General features: G+C 36.2%; 27 protein-coding genes and 2 riboswitches. Of the genes, 6 read left to right on the top strand and 21 right to left on the bottom strand.

The window, feature by feature from the left end:
* Positions 1-3: 3 nt before the first annotated feature.
* Positions 4-1,647 carry a thiamine pyrophosphate-binding protein gene (locus ACTWP4_RS15315; RefSeq protein WP_443129655.1) on the top strand — a complete coding sequence of 548 codons (1,644 nt, stop codon included), beginning with the start codon at positions 4-6 and terminating at the stop codon, positions 1,645-1,647.
* A gap of 50 nt (positions 1,648-1,697) precedes the next feature.
* Complete coding sequence (locus ACTWP4_RS15310; RefSeq protein ID WP_443129654.1) at positions 1,698-2,078, top strand: carboxymuconolactone decarboxylase family protein; 381 nt, start codon at positions 1,698-1,700, stop codon at positions 2,076-2,078.
* A 133-nt stretch (positions 2,079-2,211) separates the two neighbouring features.
* Here the strand turns inward: ACTWP4_RS15310 and ACTWP4_RS15305 are convergent, their stop codons facing one another.
* The 8 genes from ACTWP4_RS15305 to ACTWP4_RS15270 form a co-directional block, all read right to left on the bottom strand.
* Positions 2,212-3,117 carry an endonuclease I family protein gene (locus ACTWP4_RS15305; protein WP_443129653.1) on the bottom strand — a complete coding sequence of 302 codons (906 nt, stop codon included), beginning with the start codon at positions 3,115-3,117 and terminating at the stop codon, positions 2,212-2,214.
* A 139-nt stretch (positions 3,118-3,256) separates the two neighbouring features.
* Entirely contained in the window at positions 3,257-4,225 is a 969-nt protein-coding gene (locus ACTWP4_RS15300) for a S8 family peptidase (protein WP_443129652.1), read from the bottom strand.
* Positions 4,226-4,593: 368 nt separating this feature from the next.
* Complete coding sequence (locus ACTWP4_RS15295) at positions 4,594-5,436, bottom strand: AraC family transcriptional regulator (RefSeq protein WP_443129651.1); 843 nt, start codon at positions 5,434-5,436, stop codon at positions 4,594-4,596.
* 218 nt (positions 5,437-5,654) lie between these two features.
* A complete protein-coding gene (locus tag ACTWP4_RS15290; protein WP_443129650.1) occupies positions 5,655-6,602 on the bottom strand; it encodes a DUF4179 domain-containing protein in 948 nt (315 codons plus the stop codon).
* Positions 6,595-7,125, bottom strand: a complete 531-nt coding sequence (locus tag ACTWP4_RS15285) for a sigma-70 family RNA polymerase sigma factor (RefSeq protein WP_443129649.1) — start codon at positions 7,123-7,125, stop codon at positions 6,595-6,597. The genes ACTWP4_RS15290 and ACTWP4_RS15285 overlap by 8 nt, the downstream gene beginning before the upstream one ends.
* Positions 7,126-7,280: 155 nt before the next feature.
* On the bottom strand, positions 7,281-8,351 hold the full coding sequence (locus tag ACTWP4_RS15280; protein WP_443129648.1) for a hypothetical protein: 1,071 nt from the start codon (positions 8,349-8,351) through the stop codon (positions 7,281-7,283).
* The gene (locus tag ACTWP4_RS15275; RefSeq protein ID WP_443129647.1) at positions 8,344-8,757 is read right to left on the bottom strand and encodes a hypothetical protein; all 414 of its coding nucleotides are present in this window, start codon (positions 8,755-8,757) and stop codon (positions 8,344-8,346) included. The genes ACTWP4_RS15280 and ACTWP4_RS15275 overlap by 8 nt, the downstream gene beginning before the upstream one ends.
* A complete protein-coding gene (locus tag ACTWP4_RS15270) occupies positions 8,754-9,278 on the bottom strand; it encodes an RNA polymerase sigma factor (protein WP_443129790.1) in 525 nt (174 codons plus the stop codon). The genes ACTWP4_RS15275 and ACTWP4_RS15270 overlap by 4 nt, the downstream gene beginning before the upstream one ends.
* A 170-nt stretch (positions 9,279-9,448) precedes the next feature.
* Between ACTWP4_RS15270 and ACTWP4_RS15265 the strand changes: the two genes are divergently transcribed.
* On the top strand, positions 9,449-10,573 hold the full coding sequence (locus tag ACTWP4_RS15265) for a CAP-associated domain-containing protein (protein WP_443129646.1): 1,125 nt from the start codon (positions 9,449-9,451) through the stop codon (positions 10,571-10,573).
* A 33-nt stretch (positions 10,574-10,606) separates the two neighbouring features.
* Here ACTWP4_RS15265 and ACTWP4_RS15260 read toward each other — a convergent pair whose 3' ends face one another.
* The 5 genes from ACTWP4_RS15260 to ACTWP4_RS15240 all read right to left on the bottom strand — a co-directional run bounded on the left by ACTWP4_RS15260 (position 10,607) and on the right by ACTWP4_RS15240 (position 14,765).
* The gene (locus ACTWP4_RS15260; RefSeq protein ID WP_443129645.1) at positions 10,607-10,927 is read right to left on the bottom strand and encodes a YckD family protein; all 321 of its coding nucleotides are present in this window, start codon (positions 10,925-10,927) and stop codon (positions 10,607-10,609) included.
* A gap of 82 nt (positions 10,928-11,009) precedes the next feature.
* Positions 11,010-11,732 carry a YkgJ family cysteine cluster protein gene (locus ACTWP4_RS15255; RefSeq protein ID WP_443129644.1) on the bottom strand — a complete coding sequence of 241 codons (723 nt, stop codon included), beginning with the start codon at positions 11,730-11,732 and terminating at the stop codon, positions 11,010-11,012.
* 197 nt (positions 11,733-11,929) lie between these two features.
* Positions 11,930-12,724, bottom strand: coding sequence for an energy-coupling factor transporter transmembrane component T family protein (locus ACTWP4_RS15250; RefSeq protein WP_443129643.1), 795 nt, complete (start codon positions 12,722-12,724; stop codon positions 11,930-11,932).
* Positions 12,708-14,168 carry an ABC transporter ATP-binding protein gene (locus ACTWP4_RS15245; RefSeq protein ID WP_443129642.1) on the bottom strand — a complete coding sequence of 487 codons (1,461 nt, stop codon included), beginning with the start codon at positions 14,166-14,168 and terminating at the stop codon, positions 12,708-12,710. The genes ACTWP4_RS15250 and ACTWP4_RS15245 overlap by 17 nt, the downstream gene beginning before the upstream one ends.
* Positions 14,169-14,174: 6 nt before the next feature.
* On the bottom strand, positions 14,175-14,765 hold the full coding sequence (locus ACTWP4_RS15240; RefSeq protein ID WP_443129641.1) for an ECF transporter S component: 591 nt from the start codon (positions 14,763-14,765) through the stop codon (positions 14,175-14,177).
* A 155-nt stretch (positions 14,766-14,920) separates the two neighbouring features.
* A riboswitch (TPP riboswitch) is annotated at positions 14,921-15,027 on the bottom strand.
* 150 nt (positions 15,028-15,177) lie between these two features.
* Positions 15,178-15,360: riboswitch (Lysine riboswitch) on the top strand.
* Between the two features lie 136 nt (positions 15,361-15,496).
* On the opposite strand from ACTWP4_RS15240, the gene dapA reads away from it, so the two are divergent.
* Complete coding sequence (gene dapA / locus ACTWP4_RS15235) at positions 15,497-16,390, top strand: 4-hydroxy-tetrahydrodipicolinate synthase (RefSeq protein ID WP_443129789.1); 894 nt, start codon at positions 15,497-15,499, stop codon at positions 16,388-16,390.
* A gap of 60 nt (positions 16,391-16,450) precedes the next feature.
* On the opposite strand, the gene ACTWP4_RS15230 is transcribed toward dapA, so the two are convergent.
* Positions 16,451-17,593, bottom strand: coding sequence for a M20 family metallopeptidase (locus ACTWP4_RS15230; RefSeq protein ID WP_443129640.1), 1,143 nt, complete (start codon positions 17,591-17,593; stop codon positions 16,451-16,453).
* A 105-nt stretch (positions 17,594-17,698) separates the two neighbouring features.
* Here ACTWP4_RS15230 and ACTWP4_RS15225 point away from each other — a divergent pair, with 105 nt between their 5' ends.
* Positions 17,699-18,142 (top strand): YaiI/YqxD family protein, encoded by a 444-nt coding sequence (locus ACTWP4_RS15225; RefSeq protein WP_443129639.1) that lies wholly within the window; start codon positions 17,699-17,701, stop codon positions 18,140-18,142.
* On the opposite strand, the gene ACTWP4_RS15220 is transcribed toward ACTWP4_RS15225, so the two are convergent.
* On the bottom strand, positions 18,139-18,285 hold the full coding sequence (locus tag ACTWP4_RS15220) for a hypothetical protein (protein WP_194841976.1): 147 nt from the start codon (positions 18,283-18,285) through the stop codon (positions 18,139-18,141). The genes ACTWP4_RS15225 and ACTWP4_RS15220 overlap by 4 nt on opposite strands.
* A complete protein-coding gene (locus tag ACTWP4_RS15215) occupies positions 18,285-19,064 on the bottom strand; it encodes an alpha/beta hydrolase (RefSeq protein ID WP_443129638.1) in 780 nt (259 codons plus the stop codon). The genes ACTWP4_RS15220 and ACTWP4_RS15215 overlap by 1 nt, the downstream gene beginning before the upstream one ends.
* Before the next feature lie 120 nt (positions 19,065-19,184).
* On the opposite strand from ACTWP4_RS15215, the gene ACTWP4_RS15210 reads away from it, so the two are divergent.
* A complete protein-coding gene (locus ACTWP4_RS15210) occupies positions 19,185-19,454 on the top strand; it encodes a hypothetical protein (RefSeq protein WP_443129637.1) in 270 nt (89 codons plus the stop codon).
* A gap of 185 nt (positions 19,455-19,639) precedes the next feature.
* Here ACTWP4_RS15210 and cysK read toward each other — a convergent pair whose 3' ends face one another.
* The 5 genes from cysK to ACTWP4_RS15185 all read right to left on the bottom strand — a co-directional run bounded on the left by cysK (position 19,640) and on the right by ACTWP4_RS15185 (position 26,280).
* Positions 19,640-20,554 (bottom strand): cysteine synthase A, encoded by a 915-nt coding sequence (gene cysK, locus ACTWP4_RS15205; RefSeq protein ID WP_443129636.1) that lies wholly within the window; start codon positions 20,552-20,554, stop codon positions 19,640-19,642.
* A gap of 687 nt (positions 20,555-21,241) precedes the next feature.
* On the bottom strand, positions 21,242-21,946 hold the full coding sequence (locus tag ACTWP4_RS15200; protein WP_443129635.1) for a LutC/YkgG family protein: 705 nt from the start codon (positions 21,944-21,946) through the stop codon (positions 21,242-21,244).
* Entirely contained in the window at positions 21,933-23,372 is a 1,440-nt protein-coding gene (locus ACTWP4_RS15195; RefSeq protein ID WP_443129634.1) for a LutB/LldF family L-lactate oxidation iron-sulfur protein, read from the bottom strand. The genes ACTWP4_RS15200 and ACTWP4_RS15195 overlap by 14 nt, the downstream gene beginning before the upstream one ends.
* Positions 23,372-24,097 carry a (Fe-S)-binding protein gene (locus ACTWP4_RS15190; protein WP_443129633.1) on the bottom strand — a complete coding sequence of 242 codons (726 nt, stop codon included), beginning with the start codon at positions 24,095-24,097 and terminating at the stop codon, positions 23,372-23,374. The genes ACTWP4_RS15195 and ACTWP4_RS15190 overlap by 1 nt, the downstream gene beginning before the upstream one ends.
* 116 nt (positions 24,098-24,213) lie before the next feature.
* On the bottom strand, positions 24,214-26,280 hold the full coding sequence (locus ACTWP4_RS15185) for a bifunctional aldolase/short-chain dehydrogenase (RefSeq protein WP_443129632.1): 2,067 nt from the start codon (positions 26,278-26,280) through the stop codon (positions 24,214-24,216).
* Positions 26,281-26,301: the final 21 nt, after the last annotated feature.

The raw sequence follows: 26,301 nt of genomic DNA, 5'->3' as shown, positions 1-26,301 counted from the left end.
ATAATGAAAAAAGTTTCTACAGTATTGGTGGAAAATCTTAAACGGTTGGGAATCTCTCATGTATTTGGAATACCGGGTAAAGCTATCGTACCATTATTAGTAGAATGTGAGGCTCATGATATACAATTTGTTCTCTCAAGACATGAATCAGGATCAGGTTTTGCAGCTAGTGGCTATGCTTTAAAAAAAGGTATAGGTGTAGCTTTAGGTACATCCGGTCCGGGAGGAACTAACCTATTAACAGCAGCTGGCCAAGCGAAAGCTTATCACTGTCCTACTTTATTTATAACTGGACACCCATCTGCGAAAGATACGGGTAAAGCTCAAGGACAAGACTCATCAATATTTGGTACTGACCTTGTAAGGATGTTTGAATCTGTAACATTGTTTAGTGCACGTGTAGATAGAGGCGATCAACTTGAAATGCTCCTTAAGCATGCAATTGAAAAGGCAACAAGTGGGATAAAAGGACCGGTGCATCTTTCTATACCTATGGATGTATTGCAAGAAGAAATTCCAGCATTTATAGTTGAAAGTCCTACTTTTAAGTCTTCTGTCATTTCCAACCAAATTGAGCTAGTTATCTCAAAGCTTAATGAGGCGAAAAAAACTATTGTATTATTAGGCAAAGGGGTACATCTATCAAAAGCATATGAAGAAGTAAGGTGGTTGGTAGAGCAATGGCAAGTTCCAGTAATGACTACTCCAGGTGGTAAAGGGACTTTTCCAACTAACCACCCTCTATCTTTAGGTGCATTTGGCTTGGGAGGTGACGAAAAAGCAACAAAATACCTTAAAAAAAGTGTAGATGAAATGATTGTAATTGGTAGCAAGCTAAGTGATATGTCCTTAGCAGGATTTTCGGAAGCAGTTTATCCGAACCATCTCATTCATTTTGATATTGACCCTACGTTTATACAAAAATCTCTTCCAATTCCTACTTTGTATGTTCAAGGGGACATTAAAGCAAATCTAGCCGAAATACAACGTCAATCTCAATTAGATGAAATAGAAATAATAAGAGATACTCTTTACAACGTTGAAGTAGATAAGGAAAATTCAGATGATATTCAAGAAAACGAAACATATCTATCAGCAAAAATAGCTATAAAAGAACTCCGAAGGTTTTTGCCAAAGGATGCCGTACTCTTTGGGGATGATGGAAGTCATACTTTCTATGCAATTAAACACTATGACATTTATGAACCAGGAACGTTTTATTTCGATGATGTATTCGGAACAATGGGACATGCTATCGGCTATTCCATCGGTGCAAAAATTGCGTCACCAGATAAAACAGTCGTGTGCTTAACTGGTGATGGATGTACATTTATGCATGGTACTGAGATTGCAACTGCTGTAGATCAGAATCTCCCTGTGGTATTTATTGTATTTAATAACATTGCTCTTGATATGGTGGATAAAGGGATGAAAAAGATGTTAGGGCACTCAATCGGTGCTACCTATCAACACCCGTTAGATGTTAGAATGTTCGCGGAATCGTTAGGTGCTAATTCCTATAGGTGCATAAAAACCGAAGATATTGAGAACGCAATTGAACATGCATTAAAAAACTATAGTGGTCCAACAGTGATTGAGATAATGGTTGATCCAGAAGAAACCCCACCTATCTTAAATAGGGTTTAGACGAATGCTTTCCTAAAATACCCCCATTTTAAATAGAGAGGTTGGAAGAAATGGAAAAAATACAAGTTGGATGGAAAAAAATCGAGGAAATTGCTGGTGAACAAGGGGTTAAAACGATGAAAGAGGTGCAAGATTTTTCTCCAAAATTAGCAAAAATGGCTGTAGAACACGGATATGGAGACATTTATTCTGATGATACACTAGATTTGAAACAGCGTACTCTGATCACTTTATCTTCACTTATCTCACAAGGTGATCAAGGAACAGCATTAACTTTCCATTTTAAAATAGCACTTAGAGCAGGATTAACAAAAGAGGAAATTCTAGAAGTGATAAATCATTGTAGTGGTTATGTAGGTTTTCCAAAAGCGATCGCTTCTTTGTCTATTTTCAAAAAAGTATATAGTGAATATGAGAACGAAAACAAATGACTGTAGTTTTCTAATTAAGTTTGTTTGTTTTAAATAAAGTTAAACAGTTTAGTTTAGCCACCTTTGAAAACTTAACCAAAGGTGGGTTTTTTACAGCTTTAAACGAACAATTTCCAGAAAAAGTTCATAATTTCTACGATAACCCTAACATAAAATCAATGTTGTCAGCATATTGCGGAAAATCAATTAGGGGATTTCTATTCTTTTGAATAAGGAATATTTCTTTGTTTCGGTGTTTTTCATACACTGAAACCTTAAAATCATGATGCCAGTTAAGCAGCATTTTAATATCTTTATTGTTGTAGTGGCTTACTTCTCCCGGATATCTTAACAAAAAGTACAATGTCGCCCTGGCAACCTCACCTTTTCCGCTTTCGGGTTCAAACTTTTCCTCTTCATATTTCCCACAATGGGTTCTAATCGTTTCTGTCTCCATTTCGGGAGAATAGTCAACAAAATCAAAATAAGGATAATTGGACCTCGAGGAATTACAATCTTTTTCACATGTAAAAAGATGATGCAAATCGCCTCTCATTGGATTATCCTTATCAAACCATGATTGGGGTACGACATGTTCACAATTATACATGTTTTCACTTTCAATAGCTGCTGTAGCTTTCTTCCATTCATCGTCATTTTTGGGGTTACTTTTTAACAACTTATCATATTCTTCTTTCCTTTTTATAGCTGCAGCATGATCTTCTCTTATCGCTTGTTCAGGCTCCTTTTGTTTTCCAGAATAAATACTCTTTAGGGTACCGTTCATACGGAGGTCAACGGTTGAATAAAGGTGATCGCGGGTTTCGGAGTTATAAGGCAGTTGGTTTTCATGGGTATTCGAAATTAACTGATTGAGTTGTTTATATAATTTCGTTTTGTCCGTTTCATTAAAATCAATCTGCTGATAATAATCTTTTACAATCCGTATATCCTCTTCTTCGTCGTAATACTCTTTTGTGTCTTTAATTTTCTTTTTGTAATATTGTAAAGACAACAATGTTGCCTTTAAATCATTGCTTTCATTTGTTTTCCCTCGCATTTGTTCTTTCCCCTTTCTTGTTAGATATAAGAAAACGGACAAGGATTGAAATGACCTACCAGTCCGTTTTCCATAGAGACAATATGTTAGCCAAAGAATCCACTTTTTCTTTTATGCAATTTAGTTATTGGGTTATCTATCAATTCAAGCTAGGAGCATTGATCCTTTCTAATTGTTCAACCAAGTTAAGCAAGAGAAAGCCATTCCCTTCAGAACTTTTTCGGTAGTCAAGAGGCAATGTTCGTCTGATAAGTTGGGCATAGACCTCTGATTCAATTAGGGGTCGACCAAATTCTTTTTCACTTAAATTAATGATTAAAGCTAAAGCACCTGCAACATGCGGAGCGGCCATAGAGGTTCCTGACAGTGTTGCAAATTTATTATTTAGATACGTAGACATGATTTCCACACCTGGGGCTACAAGATCTACTTCATTATTTGTGTTCGAAAATGGAGCAATCTTTAATTTCTTATTGACAGCTCCGACAGAGATGACTTCGTTATAAGCTCCAGGATAGGCTTGCTCAAATGTATCTTCTTGACCATCTCCCTCATTTCCCGCAGCAACTACTACCGATATATCTTGATTAACTGCATTTCGAATCGCTTCGTGCATTTCAGGTACATCATTTGGACCACCTAATGACATGCAAATCACTCGAACTCGTTCCTTTTCAGGTCCACGCCATTCAGTTGCATAGTTAATGGCATTTATGATCCATTCATATTCACCAGAACCCTCTCCAGTTAACGCCTTTATACTTAAAATTTTAGATTTTGGAGCAACACCTACAACTCCGTTATCATCAAGGCTTGCTGCAATAGTTCCCGATACATGTGTACCATGGCCATTATTGTCTTCGAATTTGTTAAAGTCTCCATTATAATCTGTTGTAAAATTCCTTCCGCCAATAATTCGATCTTTAAGGTCCGGATGATCGGTATCAACACCTGTATCTATGACCGCAACAACAATGTCTTTACCTTGATTGCTTTTCTCCCATATTGCAGGGGCTTGTACCAGTTGAATCCCTTCTGGTGTTTCACTTATACTATCTGCAATCGACTGAATGGTATAAGGTATCAATTTAACCTTTTTTTGCGTCATCTTCATCCTCCTTTTAAAATTAAATTCAATATAATTATATGTTGTTAATCAACGAAAGTGTACAAGTTTACTAGATTAAAATATTTTTGTAATAATTGACATGTTATATTTATGCTAGAGAAGGTATAAACGCGGAACAAATCTGCTTTGTCTTTCTCATACAATAACATTACAATTTTAATTAGTGATTATCTTAATTGTGCAACTATCAGTCGAAGAAAGAAAAAGAGCTGCCGATCCATATTGGATCTACAACTCTTATACCCGATCTTTAAACTTGATAACATTAATTACTCATAATCTTTTTTCACGAAGAGCAAACAAATTTAGGAGTAAGATAAAATAACTTTCCAAGAGCTTTTCTTTCCTTATTTGTTGATTGGTATCCATATCTCACTATAATAATTCTTTGAATATGGATCAGCATCACTTAAGTAAACCTCCATTTCTGATAAGCCGGCATGCTCATATCCAGTAGCAGGAAACCATTCGGAAAAAATTCTCTTCCAAACCTTTGGCATTGCATGAGGCATTGCGCCGTGTACTGGAAAAACTGCCCATGTAGCATGAGGTATAAGCTTCTCCTCCCATTCAGGTGGGGTTTGATCCATATTTTTTTCTGCTCCGATTAAATACGTTAGATTTTCTTGTTGTTTGTCAAAATCCATACAAATTCCAATTAATCCAAGTGGACCACAATTTTTAGCAAGCTCTGCTGTGAATCCATTCCGGTTCGATTCATCCCAGAAAGCAGCTATTCTTCGATTATTTTCACCTCCAATTGTAGTTGTTCGAATACTTTTTCCTACAATCGTAAAACCGTCCTTTTCTACAATCTTGTAATCCATCTCTACATCACCCTTTAACTGTATTTGAAAAGAGAGTTTTGGATATGCTTTTAAGGATTGACTTTTTTTCCTGGCTTCTGATGGAGTGGTACCATGAATTCTCCGAAATGCTTTTGTAAAGGATTCTGGACTTTCATATCCATACTTCCATGCAACATCAATTACCTTAGACCTAGAATTAATAAGTTCCTGTGCAGCTACGGTGATACGGCGATTTCGGATATATTCACTTACGGTATACCCAGTTAACATTGTGAACATCCGTTGAAAGTGAAATTTAGACATACAGGCAATTACAGCAATATCTTCAATAAATAGATCATTATCTAAATTACTTTCTATATACTCAATGCTATCTATCATTCTTTGTAATCCCTCTATTTTAACCACTCTCCTTTCTATAAACAGTCTATCAAAAACCTATTGCTCCATCCTGTTAATTTGTGCCCTTTTTCGACAGGTACTGACTCCTTAATTAATAATTGTTTGTAATTAAGTTTCCTTTTTCATTTTGTGTTATGTAAAAATTGGAATTGTTCCTATATGTTACGAAACAATTCCTAATAAATTGAACATTATTACTAGTCGGTGATGATTTCAATCTCTCTCCCTTCTGCTAAATCTGATCGGATTTCCAGGTTTGTAACGTCTGTGGGCAATGCATCAAATCGAATTTCAAATTCATAGTCGTTGCTCCACTTATTACTATAGCCATTACCGAGGTGTTGAACTTTATTTCCATCCGCTACAAGCTCAATCTGATCGAATGAAATATGATCAATTGTTTCTTTAGTTGTTGTACCTTTAATCACTGTTACAGTTGGTGATGCAGTAATTGTCTCAAAATGTAAATAACCATTAGTCACTGGCAAACTTTTATCGATGTTTTGTTTTAAACTAGATCCCATGGCTTTGTTTGGATCATATATAAATGTAAGGGTTTTGGATGATTGTTGAAAATGCAGTGTTAATTTCTTAGCAAATCCATTTGGCGGTTCAAAACTGAATGTACCTTTCATTGTCATTTCGTCTTCACTTAATTCCCCTGCCCCGCTTTCCATTATTGAATTGGTAAGAAAGCCGGATATTTTAATCGGTGTAATATCTAGATCGGGGTTATCCAAGTTACTCTTTTGACTTGTTGCAGTATAGTAAATGATCAGTTGATTATCGTCTACCATTACTCCGTTAACAGTAAATGTTACGCCATTTTTAAAAGTTATACTTTCGTTAAGCCTTTGACCATTTCCCCATTCATTTAAGTTTTGTAATGTTTCTGAAATAACATCTATTTCATCAAATCCAATGATCTTTTTACCATAATAAGCTAATCCTTGATAATTATAACCGATTAATATCGAGAATAATATAATGGCTACGGCGGATTTCCATATAAAATTGTTTTTTACAGGTCTCCGTGTATGTTGGCTGTTCAGCTCATTTCGCAAACGCTCTTCTAATTGATCCGGTGCTTGGATAGATTTTAACTGCTGCCTTTCCATCTGTAATTTATTTTTTAAACTACTCATTTCGATCACCTCGATACAAAGTATGTAACCTTTTCAACCCATAAAATACTCTTGATTTGATCGTTCCAACAGAAGTTTCCGTAATATTAGCAATGGTCTGAAAATCTAGATCGTTTAAATACCTTAGTCTAATCGCTTCAGCCTGCTGTTCATTTAGTTGTAAAAGTAAGGTGTTAATATCTATCTGCTTTTCAATTTGATCAAAAGCATTATGTTCACCTTTTAATTTGTCTTCTATAAGTTGTTCATCCAATAGAATCGTTCTATTTCTCTTGCGAAAAGCAACATGGCAGCAATTAATTAATATTTTATTACTCCAGCTATAAAAGGATTTATTATTTTTTAGTAAATGAATATTTTCATATAGTTTTACAATCATATCTTCCATGACATCTAAAGCATCCTCTTCCTTTCTCATATAGGAAAAAGCTAATCTGTAATAATCGTCTTTTTTACTCATAATTAGACTTAGTAGTGCTTCTTTGTCGCCTTTTTTTGCTTTTTTAACCAGTCTCACATCCATTACCGTTGTCCCCCTCCCCTATATAAGAGTCATTACAAACGCAATAAGTTCATTATAAATGAAAAAAATTTATAAAACATAAAAAAGAATAAAACTCATTCCCATTAAAGAAACAAGTTTTATTCTCTATTTGTAGATGTTTGAGTATTAAATTTTTAATCTTCAGTAGGTTTCTTTGTTTTTTTATGATTTACTGCCAGTCCGATGCCTCCTCCAATCAGTAATAAACAGATAATCGTTACCTGGAAATACTGATAATAGAATTGCCATATGTTGATATGGAAATAGGCTTCTATTTTACTTGCAAAAACTGGCATTAATACTGAATCGAATAAATAAAATAAACCAAGTAACATTAACCCAATACCGATCCATTTCTGATAATTGGCTAGATACTTTATAATTGGAACATCTTCTAGCACTTCATATTCAAAGCGATTTGCTAATTGCAATGCATCAAAGAAACTAAAGAACCAAATCAATGGAATCAAAAATAAAAAAAGCGATAAGTTTAACACATCTAATATATAGATAGAAAATAAAAAGGAAGCCATTAACTGAATACCTCTTTTTTGTAAGCCTAAATACAAATGACCTGCTCCAGGGAAAATCGATAATATAGTGGCAATCATTTTGCTTTTTCTATCATTGTCTCGTGATCGATCAAAATCATCCATAATCGTTTTATCTTCTAATTCCTTCCCTTCTTGCTTTTGATTTAATAGCTGTACAATATCAAACATACTATAAATCCAAATGATCGGCAGTGCTAATAAGAAAATTAAAAACACAGCACTTGTCAAAAAACTAACAAAGAAAACCATAATAATAATGCCAAAAAAGGCAGCTAACAATGTTAGACCTCGATAGGACAATCCTAAATAAAAATGCCCCATACCAGGTATAATTGACAACAACATCGTGGTAACTCGCTCGTTGGATGATGCAGCATCCATCCCCTTAGTTTCTACTGTATTCGGCTTTGCTTTTGATAATAATAGAGTGACGGTGATATCGAACATATTAATGCCCCAAATAAGTACTGCACATCCTAAGAACAAAACATCTAATCCACTGTAAGTATAAATAGCATTAACAAAGGATAATCCGAGAGCACCTATAAAAAGGATCGGATAAAGAATTCCTCGAATTTTATGCCCCCAATAGATATGGCCAAACCCTGGTATAAATCCTAGAAAAAATGCTACTAATGCTGATTTATTCATTATGATGAACCCCCTTCATTTCTTCTAACACATCATTCGTTTTAGTCATTAAATGGTCGGTTATCGATCCATTGTTTTGTTTTTGCTGGATTTCTGTCACATTTAATGCATCTTGGAAAACACCTGTTAATGTCAATAAAATAGTTAATCCAGCTGCAACCAGGTAATGGGTGACAACTTTATTTTGCTTAGTTTTTGAAGGAGAAGGTAATATCTTCTCAATTTGTTGAACTGTAGTATCAGTGAAATCTTCTGAAAGCTCAGCATTAATCTCAATATCCTCTATCAGTGAGACATACAAATTTGTACATCTTTCACATTCTAATAAGTGTTTCTCAATCTCGTTCTCTAGATCAGAGTCTGAATTAAAATAGGTTAGCAGAGCGTCTTTACTAAAGTGATTCAATTAAAATCCTCCTCCTTCCAATTTTCTTTCATCCAATTTCTTGCTCGGTATAAACGCATTTTTACCGTCGTTTCTTCGATATTTAACTCTTGTGCAATCTGCTTATACGATAATTCCTCAAAATAATAAGCTTTCACTACCATTCTAAGTTTTTCTGGCATCAAATTAATTTGTTGTCGAACCTTATTTAATTTATCTTTCTTAATGATTTGCTCATCAGGATCTATCTCCAAACTCTTTGGTTCAAATTCTTCAAACGTTTCTAATTCCTCTTTCTGCCTTGTCTTTTTTCGTTTATGATCGATCGCTTTATGTAGCGCAATACGACTAATCCATGTTTTGAAGCCTTTATGTTGATAAGAAGAAAGAGCATCAATCATTTTAATAAATGTTTCTTGTGCTAAATCTTCTGCGGTTTTTTCATCATGTACGACGCTATAAATTACTTTAAATACAACATGTTTGTACCGCTCTATCAATAAGCGGATCGCATGTTGATTACCCGCTTTTATTTTTCTGATCAGTTGCTCATCTTGAATGATGCTCCCCCCTCCCTTTTATATCCCCATTTTAATTGACGTATAAAAAAAGTAAATGACTACAAAAAAAGCAAAATTTTTTATTACTTATAAATACCACCAATCATGATATAATGAAAGAATAGAATACCGAAGAAGTCAGGAGTGAGGATTTGCCCAAGTTTAGAACGATTGTTTTCTTCCTGTTAATAGGGGGATTAATCTGGTTTTTTTATCAAGATGATTATAAACAAAGTGGGTTATCTGGTGTTTGGTACGAGATGAAAGATAATTTCAATCATTTAAAAGACAATGACCAGATAAGCAACACGATAGATAACCTTCGTATGGAATTAGAAAATTTTTTTGACTCCGTTACAGACGAGGAAACTAAAGTTCCGAATTCTCCTAATGTGGAATCACCAGATTTAACAAAACCCTCTGAGCAAACTTTTTCAATTCATAATATCGAAATTAATGATGCAAAATCAGAGGTTGAAAATATTCTAAAAGATCCAAAACGAAGCTCTTTAAATGAATATAGAGTCAATTGGCACACTTACCATGATCATTATCAGAATTTTGTCATGGTTGCTTATAATGAAGATAATAAAGTGGCTGGATTATACACCAATCAAGACCTAATTAGTTCAAGCGTCGATTTAACTTTGCAAAACGATAAAAATGATGTCAGAAATGCATTTGGCGAACCGCTTGATTCGATCAAAAAGGGATTTGTTAAATACCGTATTAATGATAATGATGACCAGGACACATATTTAATGGATGATAACTATGTCACTATTTTTTATGATATTCATCAAGAGGATAAGATAGCTGCTATACAAATCATTTCAAAAAGTCTTGAAAATCAAAAAGAAGACTATTTTGCAGCTCCGAATAATGCATTAGCAGAAGGTTTGGAATATCAACTCTTTGATCTTACTAATGCAGCGAGGGCTAAATTTGAAGAGCCGATTTTGGAATGGCATGAAGCCTCTAGGGTAACCGCTCAAAATCATAGTGAAGACATGGCTGAGAATAACTTTTTTGGGCATACCAATTTAGAGGAGCAATCCCCGTTTGACCGCTTAGAAGAAGATAACATCACTTTCCGTATGGCTGGAGAAAATTTAGCAGCAGGTCAACCTAGCAGTATATATGCTCACCAAGGACTGATGAATTCAAAAGGTCATCGAGAGAATATATTAAATTCTGATTTCAGATTAATGTCTGTAGGCGTTGCTTTTCAAGAAGACGGGCAACCATTTTATACGGAAACCTATCTAACGCAATAATGCTTACCTTCGTCAGGTAAGCATTATTTTTTATTATTCTGCTTCTTTATCACGTTTCATGTGATGTTTATGATCCCATTTTGGAATGAAATTGTTTTCTTCTAGCTTTTCATATTTTTTCTCCAGATGTTGTATTATTTTTTGGGCTTTTTCTTTCGTAAACACACCGTATTCTACATATTTTTCGATAATCTGCTTTTCTTTTTCGATTGCTTCCTTCTGCAAGCCTTTCATTTCTTCTATCTGTTCGTCAGAGAGCTTAACATCCTTCGGTTCCGCTTGAACAGATGAAAGGAATAAACCTCCAATTGAAACCGTCAATATACAAGCCATAAATAACTTTCGTAAACTCATATCATATCTCACTCCTTTTTCCTTAGTATTGCAAACTTTATTTTACTTATGCGAAAAATTAGAGTGGATATTGATATGTCTATCAATAGTCTTTCATCCAGTTTATTAACAAATCTTCCTGATACAAGTCATTGGGATATTCAACTATTCCTGTATCCTCTTGTTCATATAAATACATTAATAATTCATTGATAGCTCCCATGTACTCTTGATAGAGAAATTCATAACTAATCGTCTCTTCTGGCATGACATTATCAGCACATACTGCAGGATCAGTGTAATTAACATAAGTTCTGCAAGGTAAGGGCCTTATCTCATAAGCTAAGCATTGATTGGTTTCTGTATCTAACATGACACAAGGCAATAGTGATTGTTTATAGTTATATTTTTTATCTTGGTCTGTCACATCTAAGTCAGCAAATCGATCGACTTTATCTTGATACATACGATAATAATTATCAAAATGCAGTTCTAATTGCTCTTTTCGTTCTTTTGGCATTTGGCTGATAGATTGTTTGATTAGCTTGGCTTCCATTTGATTGATTACGATTGGAAAATAGCAACAAAACGCACAGCCCATGCGACAAGTCGGCTCCATTTCTACGGCATTTTCCATTTGATTGATTTCTTTTGATACTGCTTCAAGCAGAAGTCGAAAACTTTTGACTAATTTTTGATCAGTGGAAAGATTGCTATCTATTAATTGCTCAACGATGTGATAAAAAGCATCTTCATTAATTTGATATTTCTCATTTAATTCCTTGCATTTTTTAATAATTTCTTCATGTGTTAAATAACCAGTCATGTTTGATTCTCCTAGCAGTTTACATTTATTAGATTAGTATAACAGATATTTGAATAGACTAGGTTAATTATCGTTTTCCAAATTAAAGAAGATGCGGTCCAACTCCTGACTTGTTATATGAATCGTTCTTGAAATTTTTTCTTTTAAGTTGTTGATCGGTTTGGTCGTTACATAGGTTTATCCCTTAAGTATATAGCTTACCGTACATTTTCAATAGGAAAAACTATGAATTGTTCACTGCAAATATAGGAAAGAAATAACCAAGCCGCTAAAAGAATAGAAAAAAGAATATCTTTATTCGTGTATTTTAACTGATAATAATAGGTTCTTTGACTATCTTTTGAAAACTTTTTGGCTTCCATAGCTACAGCGATTCGGTGCGCTCGTCGAATACTTTGAGCTAATAATGGAATCGCATATAATTTTATTTTTTCGTACCATCCTTTTATCCCTTTGGAATATTGGACAGCTCTCACTTTTAATGCTTGTTGTAATGTTTGAAACTCTTCAACAATGATCGGCAACATCCTTATGGCCGCCATAAAGCTGTAAGCATACTTCGGTTTTAATCTTAATTGTTGCATAGTTGAATAGAATAAATAAACCGGTCTAGTCGTTAAAGCAAATATTAAACTTAAGATACCAAAGACACAACTCCTAAGCCCTAAGTGAATACCGCGATAAAAACTCTCTTCTGTTATATGGATTAAGCCTAATTTAAACCAGGTAGTTTCCCCTTCACCAAAAAAGATCATAGTTGTAGAAGATGAAAGAAAAATAATCAATAATGGAATAGCTAACAACCCGATTACTTTCCAGGTATGTCCGGTACCAAAAAGATATAGTAGAAGAGCACCAATAATCATATATAACAAAAAATTGGGATTGTGCACAAATAGCATACCAATAAACAATGCGGTCAATATCAATAATTTAAAACTGGGATTTATCCGATGCAACCATGTAGATTGGTAATTAATACTGATTGACATACATATCATCCTTCAACGTATTTTCGAACTGTTTGGAAAGATCAATGATATCTGTGATTTTTCCATCTTTTATTCGCCATTCCTTGGTAGCGTATAGTTCTACTATTTCAGTCTGATGAGTAACCATCACAATGGTGACACCATTTTTCCTGCATTCTTCGAAAAGTTCGAGCATTTGGAAGGTATTTTTAGCATCCTGTCCAAAGGTCGGTTCATCTAATAACAGAATATCAACATCTGCTATTGTTGCAGTTGCTACACTTAAACGTTTCTTTTGACCAATAGATAATTGATATGGATGATGGTCTTTAACATGATACAAATTATATTTGGTCAAATGTGCTTCTATTCTGTTTGCGAACTGTTTTTGTGGCACATTGCTATGCTTTAATGAATGCTCAAGTTCTTCGTAGACACTGTTTTTCACAAATTGCAGTTCAGGGTTTTGAAAAACATACCCCATTTTTCGGTAATCGCATGTTCTTATATCCTCCGCTATAAAATAACTAATCTCTCCTGATGTTTTAATTAATTGCATCATTGCCAGCATAAGCGTGCTTTTACCAGAACCATTTTCACCGGTTATTGTTATCCAATCTCCTCGGTTAATTACCGCATTTTCGACATGCATTTTTAAATGTTTCTGATAATAACCGGAAAAAGATTGCATGGTTACAAGTGGTTGATAACTATGTTCATTATGCGACTGTTCTGGTAATTGACTTGCATAATCATCCCAAATATGGGGATACCATATCCCATATTGATAGAGTTTACTGCGGAATTGATTAAAAATATCGTTTGGCTCACCGTCGGCCACTATAGAACCAGTGTCATCCAAGATGATAACTCGATCAACTAATGATAATACATGATCAATTTTGTGTTCTACAATCACCACTGTCTTATCCTCTGAGACATTCTTCAAGGTGTCCCAAACTTGTTTAGTACCAACTTGGTCTAGCATAGCGGTTGGTTCATCTAAAAAAAGCACTTCAGGTTCTAATGCTAAGACAGATGCTATCGCAAGACGTTGTTTCATTCCACCAGATAATTGTTGGATCGAAACGTGATAATCATCTAATTGTAATCCAACCTGGGTTAGGTATTGGCAAATTAAATCATCCATGTCTTGTCTTGGAGTATTTCGGTTTTCCAATACAAACGCAATTTCTTCATCTACATATGGCATACAAAATTGAGCATCTGGGTCTTGAAAAACCATGCCGTACGATTCTGATATTTGTTGTTTATCTGCTTTTAAAGGCATTTCAATAACGTCTGGTATTAAGCCGGCCATGATTTGGAGTAATGTAGACTTCCCAGAACCTGAAGGACCGACAAGTAATACTTTCTCCCCTTTATTAATGGATAATGAAAAATCTTTAAATAATAAAGATGCCGCGCTTGGATATTTTGCTCGCATATTTTTAATTTCTAACATCTCAGTTTACCCCATCTCATCGTCCAACTTTTTGTAATCGTCCTTTGAAATGGGACGAATAGCTTTCGTAACACCTGTTTTGTCCAATGCTTCTACTAAATAGTAGGCAAACACACCGGTGATCAATATCGATCCTATTAATCTGGCAACAATCAATAATGTAAGATTCCAAACGGCTAATGAATCGATATAACCATAAAACACATCTAAAATGAGTGAACCTATTGTTGCTCCCACTGCTGCCAAACAGGTAACATATAAACGATAACTTTTGTATCGATACATTGCAAAAATCAGTTCACAGCCTAACCCTTGTACAAGGCCATATAACAGTAAAGATATTCCCCACTGTCCACCAAATAAAAATTCACCCTGGGCAGCAGCAAGTTCTGCCAATAAAGCAACCCCTGGCTTACGAATGATAAGGAAAGCTACTGTAGCTGCCATAAACCACATACCATAAATTAATTGGTCTAGGTGTAAGCCAAACACTCCAATTAAGCTGTATAATGGACCCCAAAGTTTGTAAATAACACTAAAAATAAAGGCAATGACAATCGTTACTAAAATATCTGTTAATGTTAAAGATTTTTTCATTAAACACATCTCCTTTTTGTAATAAGTATTGATCTAGGCTTACGCCTTCTACGTTCCCTTTAATTGTGCCAAGCCCCCTTCAAACACAAAAAACCACTATCCATACAAACGTAGAGATAGTGGCTATACTTATCCATATAAAAGGATTGCAATATATTAGATACTAGCCACTTCCCTACGCTGGTGTTAACCAGATCAGGTTCTAAGGGTCTTAAAGTATTACTTTAATCTCAGTCTTTAAAAGACACCCCTAGTGGAATGTGTTGATAATATTTAATTCGATTACATCATATCAAATTTTTCCATATTGTCAAGAAATTTTTTAATAAATCGGATTGCACTAATCGATATTTTTTGATATAGTTGGTTACAACGTAAAACAATTAAATATTTTGCTTCAATTTTTTATTGAAGTGAGAATAGAGGTGCAAAAACCATTAGTACATAGTTGGAGGCTGATGTCGCCAGAGAAAGCTATGGAAAGGGGAATTTGCCGAAGTAATCTAAGTATACATCAACTTAAATTACTGGTCCTTCATTGAATAAATGCAGGGCTGTCATATAGTGACGAACTATATGGAGGGCTATCTCACGCATCGAATCCAGTGTAAAACCAGATGCAACAATGAGACCCTCATTGTTGCATCTTTTTTATTAACATTGGTGATGAGATACCCTCTATTCAATGGAAATAGTCAAATTGTTTTAAATCTTTGAATAGAGGTGGATGTATCATGAACTTTGGACGTGTATTAACAGCAATGGTTACTCCTTTTGATCCAAATGGAGAAATTGATTACGGAAAAACAGAGCGCTTAATTAACTACTTAATTCAAAATGGAACAGATGCATTAGTTGTTACAGGAACGACTGGTGAATCTCCGACACTATCAAAAGAAGAAAAAATATCTTTGATAAAATACGCCGTTAAAACAGTTAATGGCCGGGTGCCAGTTATTGCTGGGACCGGGTCAAACAATACGCGCGAATCTATCGAGATGACGAAAAAAGCGGAAACGATCGGTGTAGATGGCATCATGCTTGTAGCACCTTATTACAATAAACCATCACAAGAAGGTTTATACCAACACTTTAAAGTGATTGCGGAATCTACTACTCTACCTGTGATGTTGTATAATATTCCAGGAAGAACGAGTATTAATGTTAATCCTGAAACCATTATTGAACTTTCCAAAATTGACAATATCGTGTCCGTAAAAGAAGCTAGCGGTAATCTCGATGTGATGACCAAAATTATTCGAGAAACAGATCAGGACTTTTCATTATATAGTGGAGATGATAACTTAACACTTCCAGCTGTTGCTATTGGGGCAAATGGAATTGTTTCTGTTTCTTCACATATTGTTGGAAACGAAATGAACGATATGATTGCTGCTTGTCAAAACGGGGATATGTTGCGGGCACAGGAATTACATCATTTCTTGCTACCGATTATGCAATCTATGTTTATGGCACCAAGTCCAACACCGATAAAAGCAGCATTAAGCATAAACGGAATCGATGTTGGAGGAGTTCGTTTACCGTTAGTACCTTTAAATGATGAAGAGATGCAATTATTAAGACATCAGCTACATTTTCTACAAGAAAATTATGATGCAGGTTAATTTAAAACGCAATTCACTTTTATAAGTGAATTGCGTTTTTTCGTATCTAAACAAATTCGCCTATGATTTTGCTAATTCATCGATGACATGTGCTAGAAGAAGTGTTCGCGGGATGAAGGATTCTAATTCGAGATATTCGCTTTCTCGATGGGCTCTTCCTCCTACCGGTCCTAGACCATCTACGGTTGGTATACCTAATGCAGAGGTAAATGAAGCATCAGATCCGCCACCAGTTTCCGTATCTTTAATAAAAATATCTAGTTCGTCTCCAACTCGTTTAATAATACGTAACAATTTTTCTGTTTGTTCCGTTTTTTCCATTGGCGGGCGATTGATATCCCCTTCCATGTTGACTTTGGTCCCGTCTACTTCGGTACTGGCCATAATTGTAGCGATTTGTTCCTTTATTTCTTCTGCTTGCTCTTGTGTTCGGAAGCGTACATCGACTTGAGCTGTTGCATGATCAGAAACTGTATTCACTGAAGTTCCACCTTCAATTAAGCCTACATTGACATGAATGCCCTCTTCCTCATCGGTAATATCATACAATTGTATAATTTTATACGCTAACTCTTCAATCGCACTTCTTCCTTTTTCAGGTTCGATACCTGAATGAGCTGCTTTCCCGATTACTTCCAATGTGTAAAGACCTTTACCTCTTCTCGCTGAGACGATCGCACCGTTTTTGCGGGCTGGTTCCATTACTAATGCAAATTTTTTATTCCGGGCATGTTTTTCGATTAGCTCTCTAGAGGTTTGAGAACCTATTTCTTCATCGCTCGTTAATAATATTTCCACCTGTCCAACAGACTCTTTCTCACTTTCTAGCAATGCGTTAATCGCATAATATACAGAAACAAGACTTGCTTTCATGTCGATGACACCTGGACCATATGCTCGATTCCCTTTTATACTAAAAGGTCTTTCCTTAGCTGTTCCCTTTTCAAACACGGTATCCATGTGTGTAAGAATCAAAATAGTTGGTTTAGATGGATCCACATTCTTTTTTCGAACAATCAAGTGATTGCCTGATTCCTCTTGTTTCACTTCCTCCACTTCAAAATCAATGTCTTGATAATATTGTTTCATGACGGCTCCAATTTTATCGACACCTTCTTTGTCGTATGAGCCACTATCGATATTGACTAACTGTTCTAACATTCTCAGCATTTGTTCTTGTTGTTCTTCTAAATAGCTTTTCATTTATTTCCCTTACTTTCTATTGATAGACTAAGAAAATCATACTATAATTTTGTCGATTTTGCTATACTATTTATACCTACTATTTTTGAGAAGGGAGCGAATATCATGAAAATATATGTCGATGCAGATGCTTGTCCTGTGACCGATATTATTATAGAAGAAGCCAAAACCTATCAGCTCAATGTAATAGTAGTAAAAAGTTACAGTCATTTCTCAATAAAAGAAACGCCTCAACATGTAACTGTAAAATATGTAGACGACGGGTCTGATGCAGTTGATTATCGAATCGTACAAATGGTGCTGCGTAATGATTTAGTAATCACCCAAGACTACGGACTAGCAGCACTTTGTTTAGAGAAAGGATGCCAAGTGATGCATCACGTTGGCTTCATTTATTCAAAAGAAAAAATCAACCGAATGTTACAAGAACGCCATGTGAATGCTAAAGCCAGAAAAGCAGGTTTACGAACAAAAGGACCGAAAAAATTTACCGATGATCAAAAAAATAGCTTCCGATTAAAATTACGAAAGCTACTGGAACTACATTAATTTTGTTTTTCTTCTTCGATGATTTCAGCAATTCTGCTAATTTCCCAGCGTTTTGCTGTTTCATCATTGATTTCGTATATTTTACCTGCTCGCAGTAATTCTTTATTATAGGTGGATTGTACGAGCATTTTTACTTTTGCCATTAATCTTCCTCACTTTCTGTTATATAAGCGTTTAACCAACGTAAGCAAGCATTTTTCCAGTCCATCGTATTCGGATGGTCTTCAGCAAGCCCCAAACCATGTCTGCCATCTTGATAAATATGTAACTCATACGGAATCTGATACCGTTGTAATGATTCCGCATATTTTAAACTATTAATGGATAATACCGATTGATCATTTGCGGTTGACCAGATGAACGCTGGCGGGGTATCTTCATGTACAATTTTCTCACAAGAATATTGATCAATCAATGACTGGTTTGGATTTTCACCAAGTAAATTCGCTTTACTTCCCTCATGTGTGAACTCTCCCATTGTAATTACCGGATAACAAAGGATTTGAAAATCAGGCCTTGAGGAGAAACCCTCTGTCTCAATGTGATGATTACTGACCACTGCAGCTAGGTGCCCACCAGCTGAAAAACCTAACACGCCTATTTGATTATGATCATTCAAACCCCAATCATTTCTCTTGCTTTTGATTAATTGTAAGGCCTGCTGTGCTTGTTCAATAGTTTCTTGTTCTGATATCGGTGCAATCTGGTATCTTAAAACACAGGCATGTATTCCATTTTGATTGAGCCAATTTGCAACTGGCTCCCCTTCATGATATGCACGATGACCGTATCCGCCTCCTGGTATAACTAATATAATAGGTGCTGTTTGATTATCTGGTATTAAATAAGGTGTAATACTTGGCACGTCTTGATGTAAAAACTGGTCTTCCCAATTCACATTTTCTTTTTCGATTATTTTCAATGTACAAACCACCTTTTAAATTATTTTTTCAAAAATAGGTGAATATCCTATCCCAATTTGTAATTGGTGCATAGGCTACTATCAAGTGATGAAAGTTTACTGAAGGAAGGGGAATGCTTTATGCATCATCACCACTATCAGATGGCACCTCAACAATTTCGACAGCCACAACAACCACCACATCCAGACGAAAGATTTTTTGGACCTATAGGACCATTAGGGGCAGGATTGTTAGGTTTTGGGTTAGGTTATTTAGGAAGCGAAATCGCAGGCGGTCATCCAGGGCCGTACCCATACCCACCATATCCTCCTTATTACGATTATCCACCTTATGGACCTCCATTTCCGCCAGGACCATATGGACCAGGACCGTATTTTGGACCCTTTTAATTTTGAAGTTGTATAAGTGTTTCGACTAGATAGACGGTTAGACACTTATTTATTTCGTTAACTTACAACAAAGAGATCAGTTTTTACTGATCTCTTTGAGCATTTAGTGAACCTAAAATTATATACCCTTTTTAAAGTCACTACGGAAAGTGTACTTACAAGAATCTTGTTTAAAACATCAAGTATTAAAACAAATGCATACTTAAATATCGTTCTCCGGTATCTGGAGCAATACAGACTACTTTTTTACCTGAACCAAGCCTTTTTGCTACTTGAATGGCAGCAAAAACGGCTGCTCCAGCAGATGGACCAACGAAAAGTCCTTCTTCTGCTGCTAAACGTTTAAATGTGTTAATCGCATCTTCATCACCAATTTGGATAATTTCATCGTAAATAGAAGTGTTTAAGATATCTGGAACAAAACCAGGACTTGTACCAACTAGTTTGTGTTTACCTGGTTTTCCACCAGATAATACAGGTGAACCTTTTGGCTCCACGACAGCTATATGTAGATCATGAAGTTGTTGTCTTAATGCTTCACCAGTACCTGTAATGGTCCCACCAGTTCCAGCAGTGGCGACAAAGCCATCCAACTCATGATTCATCTGCTCTAATATTTCAAGAGCTGTTGTTTGACGATGAATATCTGGATTTGCCTTATTTTCAAATTGTTGCGGCATAAAGCTATTCGGTATATTCTTGACTAATTCTTCTGCTTTTCTAATTGCTCCAGGCATTTTTTCTGCACTTGGTGTCAGAACCACTTTTGCACCATAAGCTTTTAATATATTGATACGTTCCTGTGTCATATTATCCGGCATTACTAAAATTGCTTGATAACCTTTTGCTGCGCAAGTCTGTGCAAGTCCGATACCGGTATTTCCACTTGTGGGCTCAATAATAGTAGAATCTTCTTGCAACAAACCTGCCTTTTCCGCTTCAACAACCATATTAAATGCAGCACGATCCTTCACACTTTTTGAAGGATTAAACATTTCTAACTTCACATAAATATCTGCAGCACCCTCAGGTACAATACGATTTAATTTTACTAAAGGAGTGTTTCCAATCAACTCCGTCATATTCTGATAAACATTCATTCTGCCTACCCCTTCCTGCAACATCTTACTCTATCATAGCAAGGAATCCCCGCTAAACACAACCAGGAAACCTAAATCAAGCTAGGGATACAGGCAAAAAACACTCATATCTACTTTTTTCACCAGATTCGTAGTAGATACAAACTGTGCACTAGTGAGTGAATACTTTAAAATACCTGATGTATGAGAGTGCTTAAATACGCTACGGCAAGATATTTCGCTTTCCACGGGCACGGCCTCAGCCAGGGAACTACTTGAATAAACTTCTTTGCACCCTTGCACTGAGGAAGCCTACAACGAAGCGTTACTAGAAGACGCAGGTGCATCACGGGGTCTTCGGACACGTGCTGGTCCCGTAGGAGTCTGCGTATCTTGCCTCCGCTGTGGGTAGTGCTCTAGTTTTTGAAAGAAGTAATACACGGGAATATGATTCCGAGTATTTCCACTTTAAAAAGAAATAATAATATTATAAGCGTAGGCAGAATACGGAGACTCCTGTGGGAACAGCACGAGCTGAAGATCCACTTGGTAAAGTTCTTTACCAAGTTAGCTGAAGCCGTGCCCACGGAAAGCGCAGTATTCTGCCGAAGCGGTGGCCATAACTCTCCCTTCAAGAAAGGATGGAAGAAATCAAATCCACAACAACTTTACTTCGAAGTTTATGTTTTTAGTGTAGCATTTTTGGTTTTATAGGTCGTCTACTACGATATAGGCAGCGTGTATTGGTCCGTGTACACCGACTACGAGGTTCATTTCGATATCAGCACTATTACTTGGCCCGGTAATAAAGTTAATACAAGATGCGATATCTTCTCCTTTTTCCACTTGAGCATGTATATAATCAGTTGCCTGAGTCATTCTTTTTACGATCGTGGACTTCGGGATTATTGCAATATAATTGGTAGGTAAAAGACTGACTGAACGTCCCTGTCCTTTATCATTTAATAAAACAACGGTACCTGATTCTGCTAGAGTGATATCACTAAATGTAATCCCCACATCTGCCTTTTCTGCTATTTTAATTGACCTTTCTCGGTCCGTTCGATCCCACTTAAAGGCATCGAAACCAGTTAAATAATCTTCTATGTTCGCATGTTCAAATCTAGAATCATCTGAATAAACTATTGACTCAGATTCGTATTCCTTCATCACCTTTGTTATGGTTTGAGATAAGTCTTGCAATGTTGTTTGATAAAAATCAGTATGAATTTCATTACACTGTTCTCGTAAAACAGTGATTAATTGATCTCGGTCATATCCATCTAACACATTTCGCTGTGGTTCAGTCGTCCATTTAGGTTTTTCAACTGGTTTATCAGTAGAAATACCTCCTATTTTTTCTCGGATATTGGCTAAAAACGCATCACGATTGATAATATTACCTTTTGGCATTTTTTTCACCTCGTTTCTCGCGATTCTCAAACCAATCACGAAAACGTTCATTGGCTGGCTGAGGGAAATCCCTTGCATGTGTCCAATGTTTTAATGGCCCTGGACCTTTGGAAATTAACTGATTTTTAGCAAATGGCGTCGTTAAGAATGGAGCCATTTTCGTTGCTGTTCGATAAAGGTTCGCCGAATTTACAAGCTGTTCAAATCCGCGCATTACTACACGCTCTGACAATGTCGTCTTTTTCTCATCCTCGACAATTTTTCTTCGATGCATGATCAATTGTTCATGGAGCGGTATTTTTACTGGACAAACCTCCGTACAGGCTCCACATAAAGATGAGGCGTAAGGTAATTCTTTATATTCATCATAATCCGATAACAATGGCGATAGTACCGCACCAATCGGACCAGGATAAATCGAGCCATATGCATGACCGCCAACATGACGATAGACTGGACATACATTAATACATGCTGCACAACGAATACAATGCAATGCTTCTTGGAATTCCGTACCCAAAATTTTTGATCTTCCATTATCCACAATAACTAAATGGAATTCTTCTGGGCCATCTGCTTCTTCCAATTGTTTAGGACCGGTTAATGCGGTGATATAACTTGTTAATTTTTGACCAACAGCTGCTCTTGTTAGCAAACTAACAACGACATCAAGTTCTTCCCACCCTGGGACAATTCTCTCCATTCCCATCACGGTAATCTGCGTTTTTGGTAGTGCTGAAACCATACGTGCATTACCTTCATTGGTAACCAATGCAAAAGAACCAGATTCCGCAACAGCAAAATTACACCCCGTAATACCTAAATCTGCAGCAAGGAACTCTTCGCGTAATTTTTCACGGGCAAATAATGCTAATTCTTCCGGTTTTTCCGATTTTAGATAATCCAATTTCTCATGAAATACATCACGGATTTGCTCTTTATTCTTGTGAAGAGCTGGTGCCACAATATGAGATGGTGGGTCATGATCATCGATCTGCAAGATGTATTCACCTAAATCTGTTTCAATTACTTCACAGCCGATGTCTTCTAACGCTTCATTCATGGAAATTTCTTCTGTTACCATTGATTTAGATTTTGCGATTTTCTTTGCGTCTTTTTCTTGGGCTACTTTCTGAATATATTCATTTGCTTCTTCACCCGTTTCTGCAAAAAAGACATGCCCACCTAATTCGGCGACCTTTTCGCTTAATTGATGTAAATAATAGTCTAAATGTTCAATCGTATGACTTCGGATTTCCGATCCAAGTGTACGCCAATCTTCCCAATCACCTAGTTCGTCTGCTGCTGTTGCACGTTTGTCTTGCAATCTTCCTTGTGCAGAACGAACAGCACCACGCATAAAATCATCATCTAATCCTTTTGTTACTCTTTTTTTAAAATCTTTCTCCCCAATATGCATCGGCATTATACGTCACCTCTGCTATTTAAAATTTCAGCAATATGTTTAACCTCTACCGGACTGCCATTCCTTGAAAGACGTCCTCCAATATTCATTAGACAGCTTCCATCCGCTCCAAGCAAAAGATTCGCCTTGGTTTCTTCAATATGTTCTACTTTTTCATCCACCATTTGTTCTGAAATATCACTCATCTTAACTGAAAATGTACCACCAAATCCACAACAATCATGACGATTTGGTAAATCAATCATTTGCAGTCCTTTCACATTCTCTAGTAATCGAAACGGTGCTTCTTTTACACCTAACAGTCGAGTCATATGACATGATGTATGATAAGTTGCTACTCCGTCATAACTTGCTCCCACATCTTCGACACCAAGAATATCGACGATGAACTGTGTTAATTCATATGTTTTTTCTTTCAAGTTGATTGCTCGTCTCTGCCAATCGGAACCTTCTTCAAATAAATGAACATACTCATGAATCATAAAGACACATGAGCCTGAAATCCCGACAACATATTCTGCATGTTCAAAAGTTTCTACTAAATGTTTAGCCACCTCTAATGTTTCCTTGTGATAACCGCTGTTATAGGCAGGCTGACCACAACATGTTTGCGCTTTCGGAAAATCGACTTCACAGCCGAGATGTTCCAATAACTCCACTGCAGCTTTACCGGCATTCACATAAAACATATCTCCTAAACATGTAACAAAAAATGATACTTTCATGTTTTTACTCCCCTTTTAGGAACATCGACATTGCTCTTTCTATCATTCTATCATGTTTTTTACTTATAATAGAATGGATAAACTCCCAATAACGAGAGTTTATCCATTTTCTAAAATTATCGAGTAAACGCTGCTGCAACACCACCATCAACTGTAACCATACAACCTGTTGTTTTCGCTGCTTTAGATGAAGAAAGGAAAGCAACAGATTCGGCAATATCTTCTGGTAAAATATTAACATTTAAGATCGTACGTTTACGATAATGTTCTTCTAAATCGTCTGTACCGATACCATAGGAAGAAGCACGTTCTTTTTTCCAAGAAGAGTCCCAAATTTTTGATCCACGGATAACGGCATCTGGTAGAACAGAATTAACTCGAATTCCTAAAGAACCTCCGTCTGCAGCAATTGTTCGCGCTAAGTGAACTTCTGCAGCTTTTGCTGTACTGTATGCTGCCGCATTTTTGCCAGCATAGATCGAGTTTTTAGAACCGATAAATACCATGTTTCCACCAATTTCTTGGTCTTTCATTAATTTAAATATTTCACGAGCCACTAAGAAATAGCCAGTGACAAGTACATTAATATTTAAGTTCCATTGCTCCATTGTTGTTTCTTCAAATGGACTTGAGCTAGCAAGACCAGCATTATTCACTAAAATATCAATACCACCGTATTTTCTTACTGAAGCTTGAATTGCTGCTTGAACTTCCTCTTCTTTTGTTACGTCCATTTTTACGGCAAATGCACGATTCGCTCCATATTTTTCATTTACTTCATTCGCCAGGTTCTCAGCACCTTCTAAGTTAATATCAGCAATAACAACGTGTGCACCTTCATCTAATAGACGATAGGTTGTTGCAGTACCAATACCACCAGCTCCACCTGTTACAAATGCTACTTGACGGGAAAACTCTGCTTCTGGTGGAGCTAAACTTAACTTGTAAAGCTCTAACGGCCAATATTCAACACCATAAGATTCTGCTTCATCTAACGATACAAAGTTTCCTAATACGGTAGAACCTGACATTACCGCAATTGCACGATGGTAAAGTTGTTCACTAATATTTGCCGCTGTCCAGCTTTTTCCGGTATTCACCATTCCAAGCCCTGGAATTAGAATAATTCGAGGAGCTGTTTCAACTAATTCGTCACCCTCATTTTTATTTCGTTCAAAGTATGCAACATATTCATCTTTGTAAGCTGCGAGGCCTTCTTTGATTTTTGATTTTAAATCTTCTACATCTCCTGACTGCGGATCCCAGTCAATAAATAGCGGTACCCGTTTCGTATGGACAAGGTGATCTGGACAAGCAGCACCTACTTGCGATAATTCTTTCGCATCATTGCTATTCACAAATTCTAAAACATTATCATCATCATTATATGTCGTCAGCATCTTTTTGTCTTGACTAACTTGGCCTCTGATAATTGGCATTACGTCCGCAAAAAGATTTTTCCTTTCTTCTTCAGGTAAGGCTTGATATTTTACACCACCGAATAACGTGTGACCTTCCGATTTGTTGTTAATATAGTCTTCCGCTTCGTTAATTATATCGATCGTTTTGTTATAGCTTTCTTTTGATGTTTCTCCCCATGTTACAAGGCCATGTTTTTCCATTATTACTAATTCTGCATTAGGATTATTTTTTACTCCTTCAGCAATCATTTTAGAAAGCTTGAAACCTGGACGAATATATGGCACCCACACAAAACGCTCTCCATAAATTTCTTCCGCAATTTCTTTACCATTATCAGCACACGCAATACTAATGATAGCATCTGGATGAGTGTGATCAACTTGTTTAAATGGTAGAAAAGCATGTAATAATGTTTCAATAGATGATCGCGGATGCTTTGCATCTATCATACAGTGTGATAAGTATTTTACCATTTCCTCATCAGACATATCGTCACGTTCAAGGAGTGGACGGATATCATCCAATTTGAGTCCGGTAAAGTTGTGTGCTTTCATCGTAGCTAAGTCAGAACCACTACCTTTTACCCACATTACTTCAATATCGTCACCTTTAAAATCTTTCTCTATCGTTTTAGATGATGTGTTTCCCCCACCGATGTTTACGACAGCACGATCTGAACCTAATAGATTTGAACGATAAACTAGTGATTCTAAGCCATCAGCTTGAGCAATTTGACTATCATCCCAATTGTTTTGTACCACTGCAATTCCTCCTCATAATTT

Origin of the sequence: Gracilibacillus sp. D59 (assembly GCF_052246695.1) — a bacterium.
Lineage (GTDB): Bacteria > Bacillota > Bacilli > Bacillales > Amphibacillaceae > Gracilibacillus.
This window is presented reverse-complemented; position numbering and strand designations above follow the sequence as displayed.

What these genes read in the sequence shown, in the direction of transcription:
- ACTWP4_RS15315 (WP_443129655.1), top strand. Translation starts at nt 4, where the DNA reads ATGAAAAAAGTTTCTACAGTATTGGTGGAAAATCTTAAACGGTTGGGA.
- ACTWP4_RS15310 (WP_443129654.1), top strand. Translation starts at nt 1,698, where the DNA reads ATGGAAAAAATACAAGTTGGATGGAAAAAAATCGAGGAAATTGCTGGT.
- ACTWP4_RS15305 (WP_443129653.1), bottom strand. Translation starts at nt 3,117, where the DNA reads ATGCGAGGGAAAACAAATGAAAGCAATGATTTAAAGGCAACATTGTTG.
- ACTWP4_RS15300 (WP_443129652.1), bottom strand. Translation starts at nt 4,225, where the DNA reads ATGACGCAAAAAAAGGTTAAATTGATACCTTATACCATTCAGTCGATT.
- ACTWP4_RS15295 (WP_443129651.1), bottom strand. Translation starts at nt 5,436, where the DNA reads ATGATAGATAGCATTGAGTATATAGAAAGTAATTTAGATAATGATCTA.
- ACTWP4_RS15290 (WP_443129650.1), bottom strand. Translation starts at nt 6,602, where the DNA reads ATGAGTAGTTTAAAAAATAAATTACAGATGGAAAGGCAGCAGTTAAAA.
- ACTWP4_RS15285 (WP_443129649.1), bottom strand. Translation starts at nt 7,125, where the DNA reads ATGGATGTGAGACTGGTTAAAAAAGCAAAAAAAGGCGACAAAGAAGCA.
- ACTWP4_RS15280 (WP_443129648.1), bottom strand. Translation starts at nt 8,351, where the DNA reads ATGAATAAATCAGCATTAGTAGCATTTTTTCTAGGATTTATACCAGGG.
- ACTWP4_RS15260 (WP_443129645.1), bottom strand. Translation starts at nt 10,927, where the DNA reads ATGAGTTTACGAAAGTTATTTATGGCTTGTATATTGACGGTTTCAATT.
- ACTWP4_RS15255 (WP_443129644.1), bottom strand. Translation starts at nt 11,732, where the DNA reads ATGACTGGTTATTTAACACATGAAGAAATTATTAAAAAATGCAAGGAA.
- ACTWP4_RS15250 (WP_443129643.1), bottom strand. Translation starts at nt 12,724, where the DNA reads ATGTCAATCAGTATTAATTACCAATCTACATGGTTGCATCGGATAAAT.
- ACTWP4_RS15245 (WP_443129642.1), bottom strand. Translation starts at nt 14,168, where the DNA reads ATGTTAGAAATTAAAAATATGCGAGCAAAATATCCAAGCGCGGCATCT.
- ACTWP4_RS15240 (WP_443129641.1), bottom strand. Translation starts at nt 14,765, where the DNA reads ATGAAAAAATCTTTAACATTAACAGATATTTTAGTAACGATTGTCATT.
- ACTWP4_RS15230 (WP_443129640.1), bottom strand. Translation starts at nt 17,593, where the DNA reads ATGAAAAGCTATTTAGAAGAACAACAAGAACAAATGCTGAGAATGTTA.
- ACTWP4_RS15225 (WP_443129639.1), top strand. Translation starts at nt 17,699, where the DNA reads ATGAAAATATATGTCGATGCAGATGCTTGTCCTGTGACCGATATTATT.
- ACTWP4_RS15220 (WP_194841976.1), bottom strand. Translation starts at nt 18,285, where the DNA reads ATGGCAAAAGTAAAAATGCTCGTACAATCCACCTATAATAAAGAATTA.
- ACTWP4_RS15210 (WP_443129637.1), top strand. Translation starts at nt 19,185, where the DNA reads ATGCATCATCACCACTATCAGATGGCACCTCAACAATTTCGACAGCCA.
- cysK (WP_443129636.1), bottom strand. Translation starts at nt 20,554, where the DNA reads ATGAATGTTTATCAGAATATGACGGAGTTGATTGGAAACACTCCTTTA.
- ACTWP4_RS15200 (WP_443129635.1), bottom strand. Translation starts at nt 21,946, where the DNA reads ATGCCAAAAGGTAATATTATCAATCGTGATGCGTTTTTAGCCAATATC.
- ACTWP4_RS15195 (WP_443129634.1), bottom strand. Translation starts at nt 23,372, where the DNA reads ATGCCGATGCATATTGGGGAGAAAGATTTTAAAAAAAGAGTAACAAAA.
- ACTWP4_RS15190 (WP_443129633.1), bottom strand. Translation starts at nt 24,097, where the DNA reads ATGAAAGTATCATTTTTTGTTACATGTTTAGGAGATATGTTTTATGTG.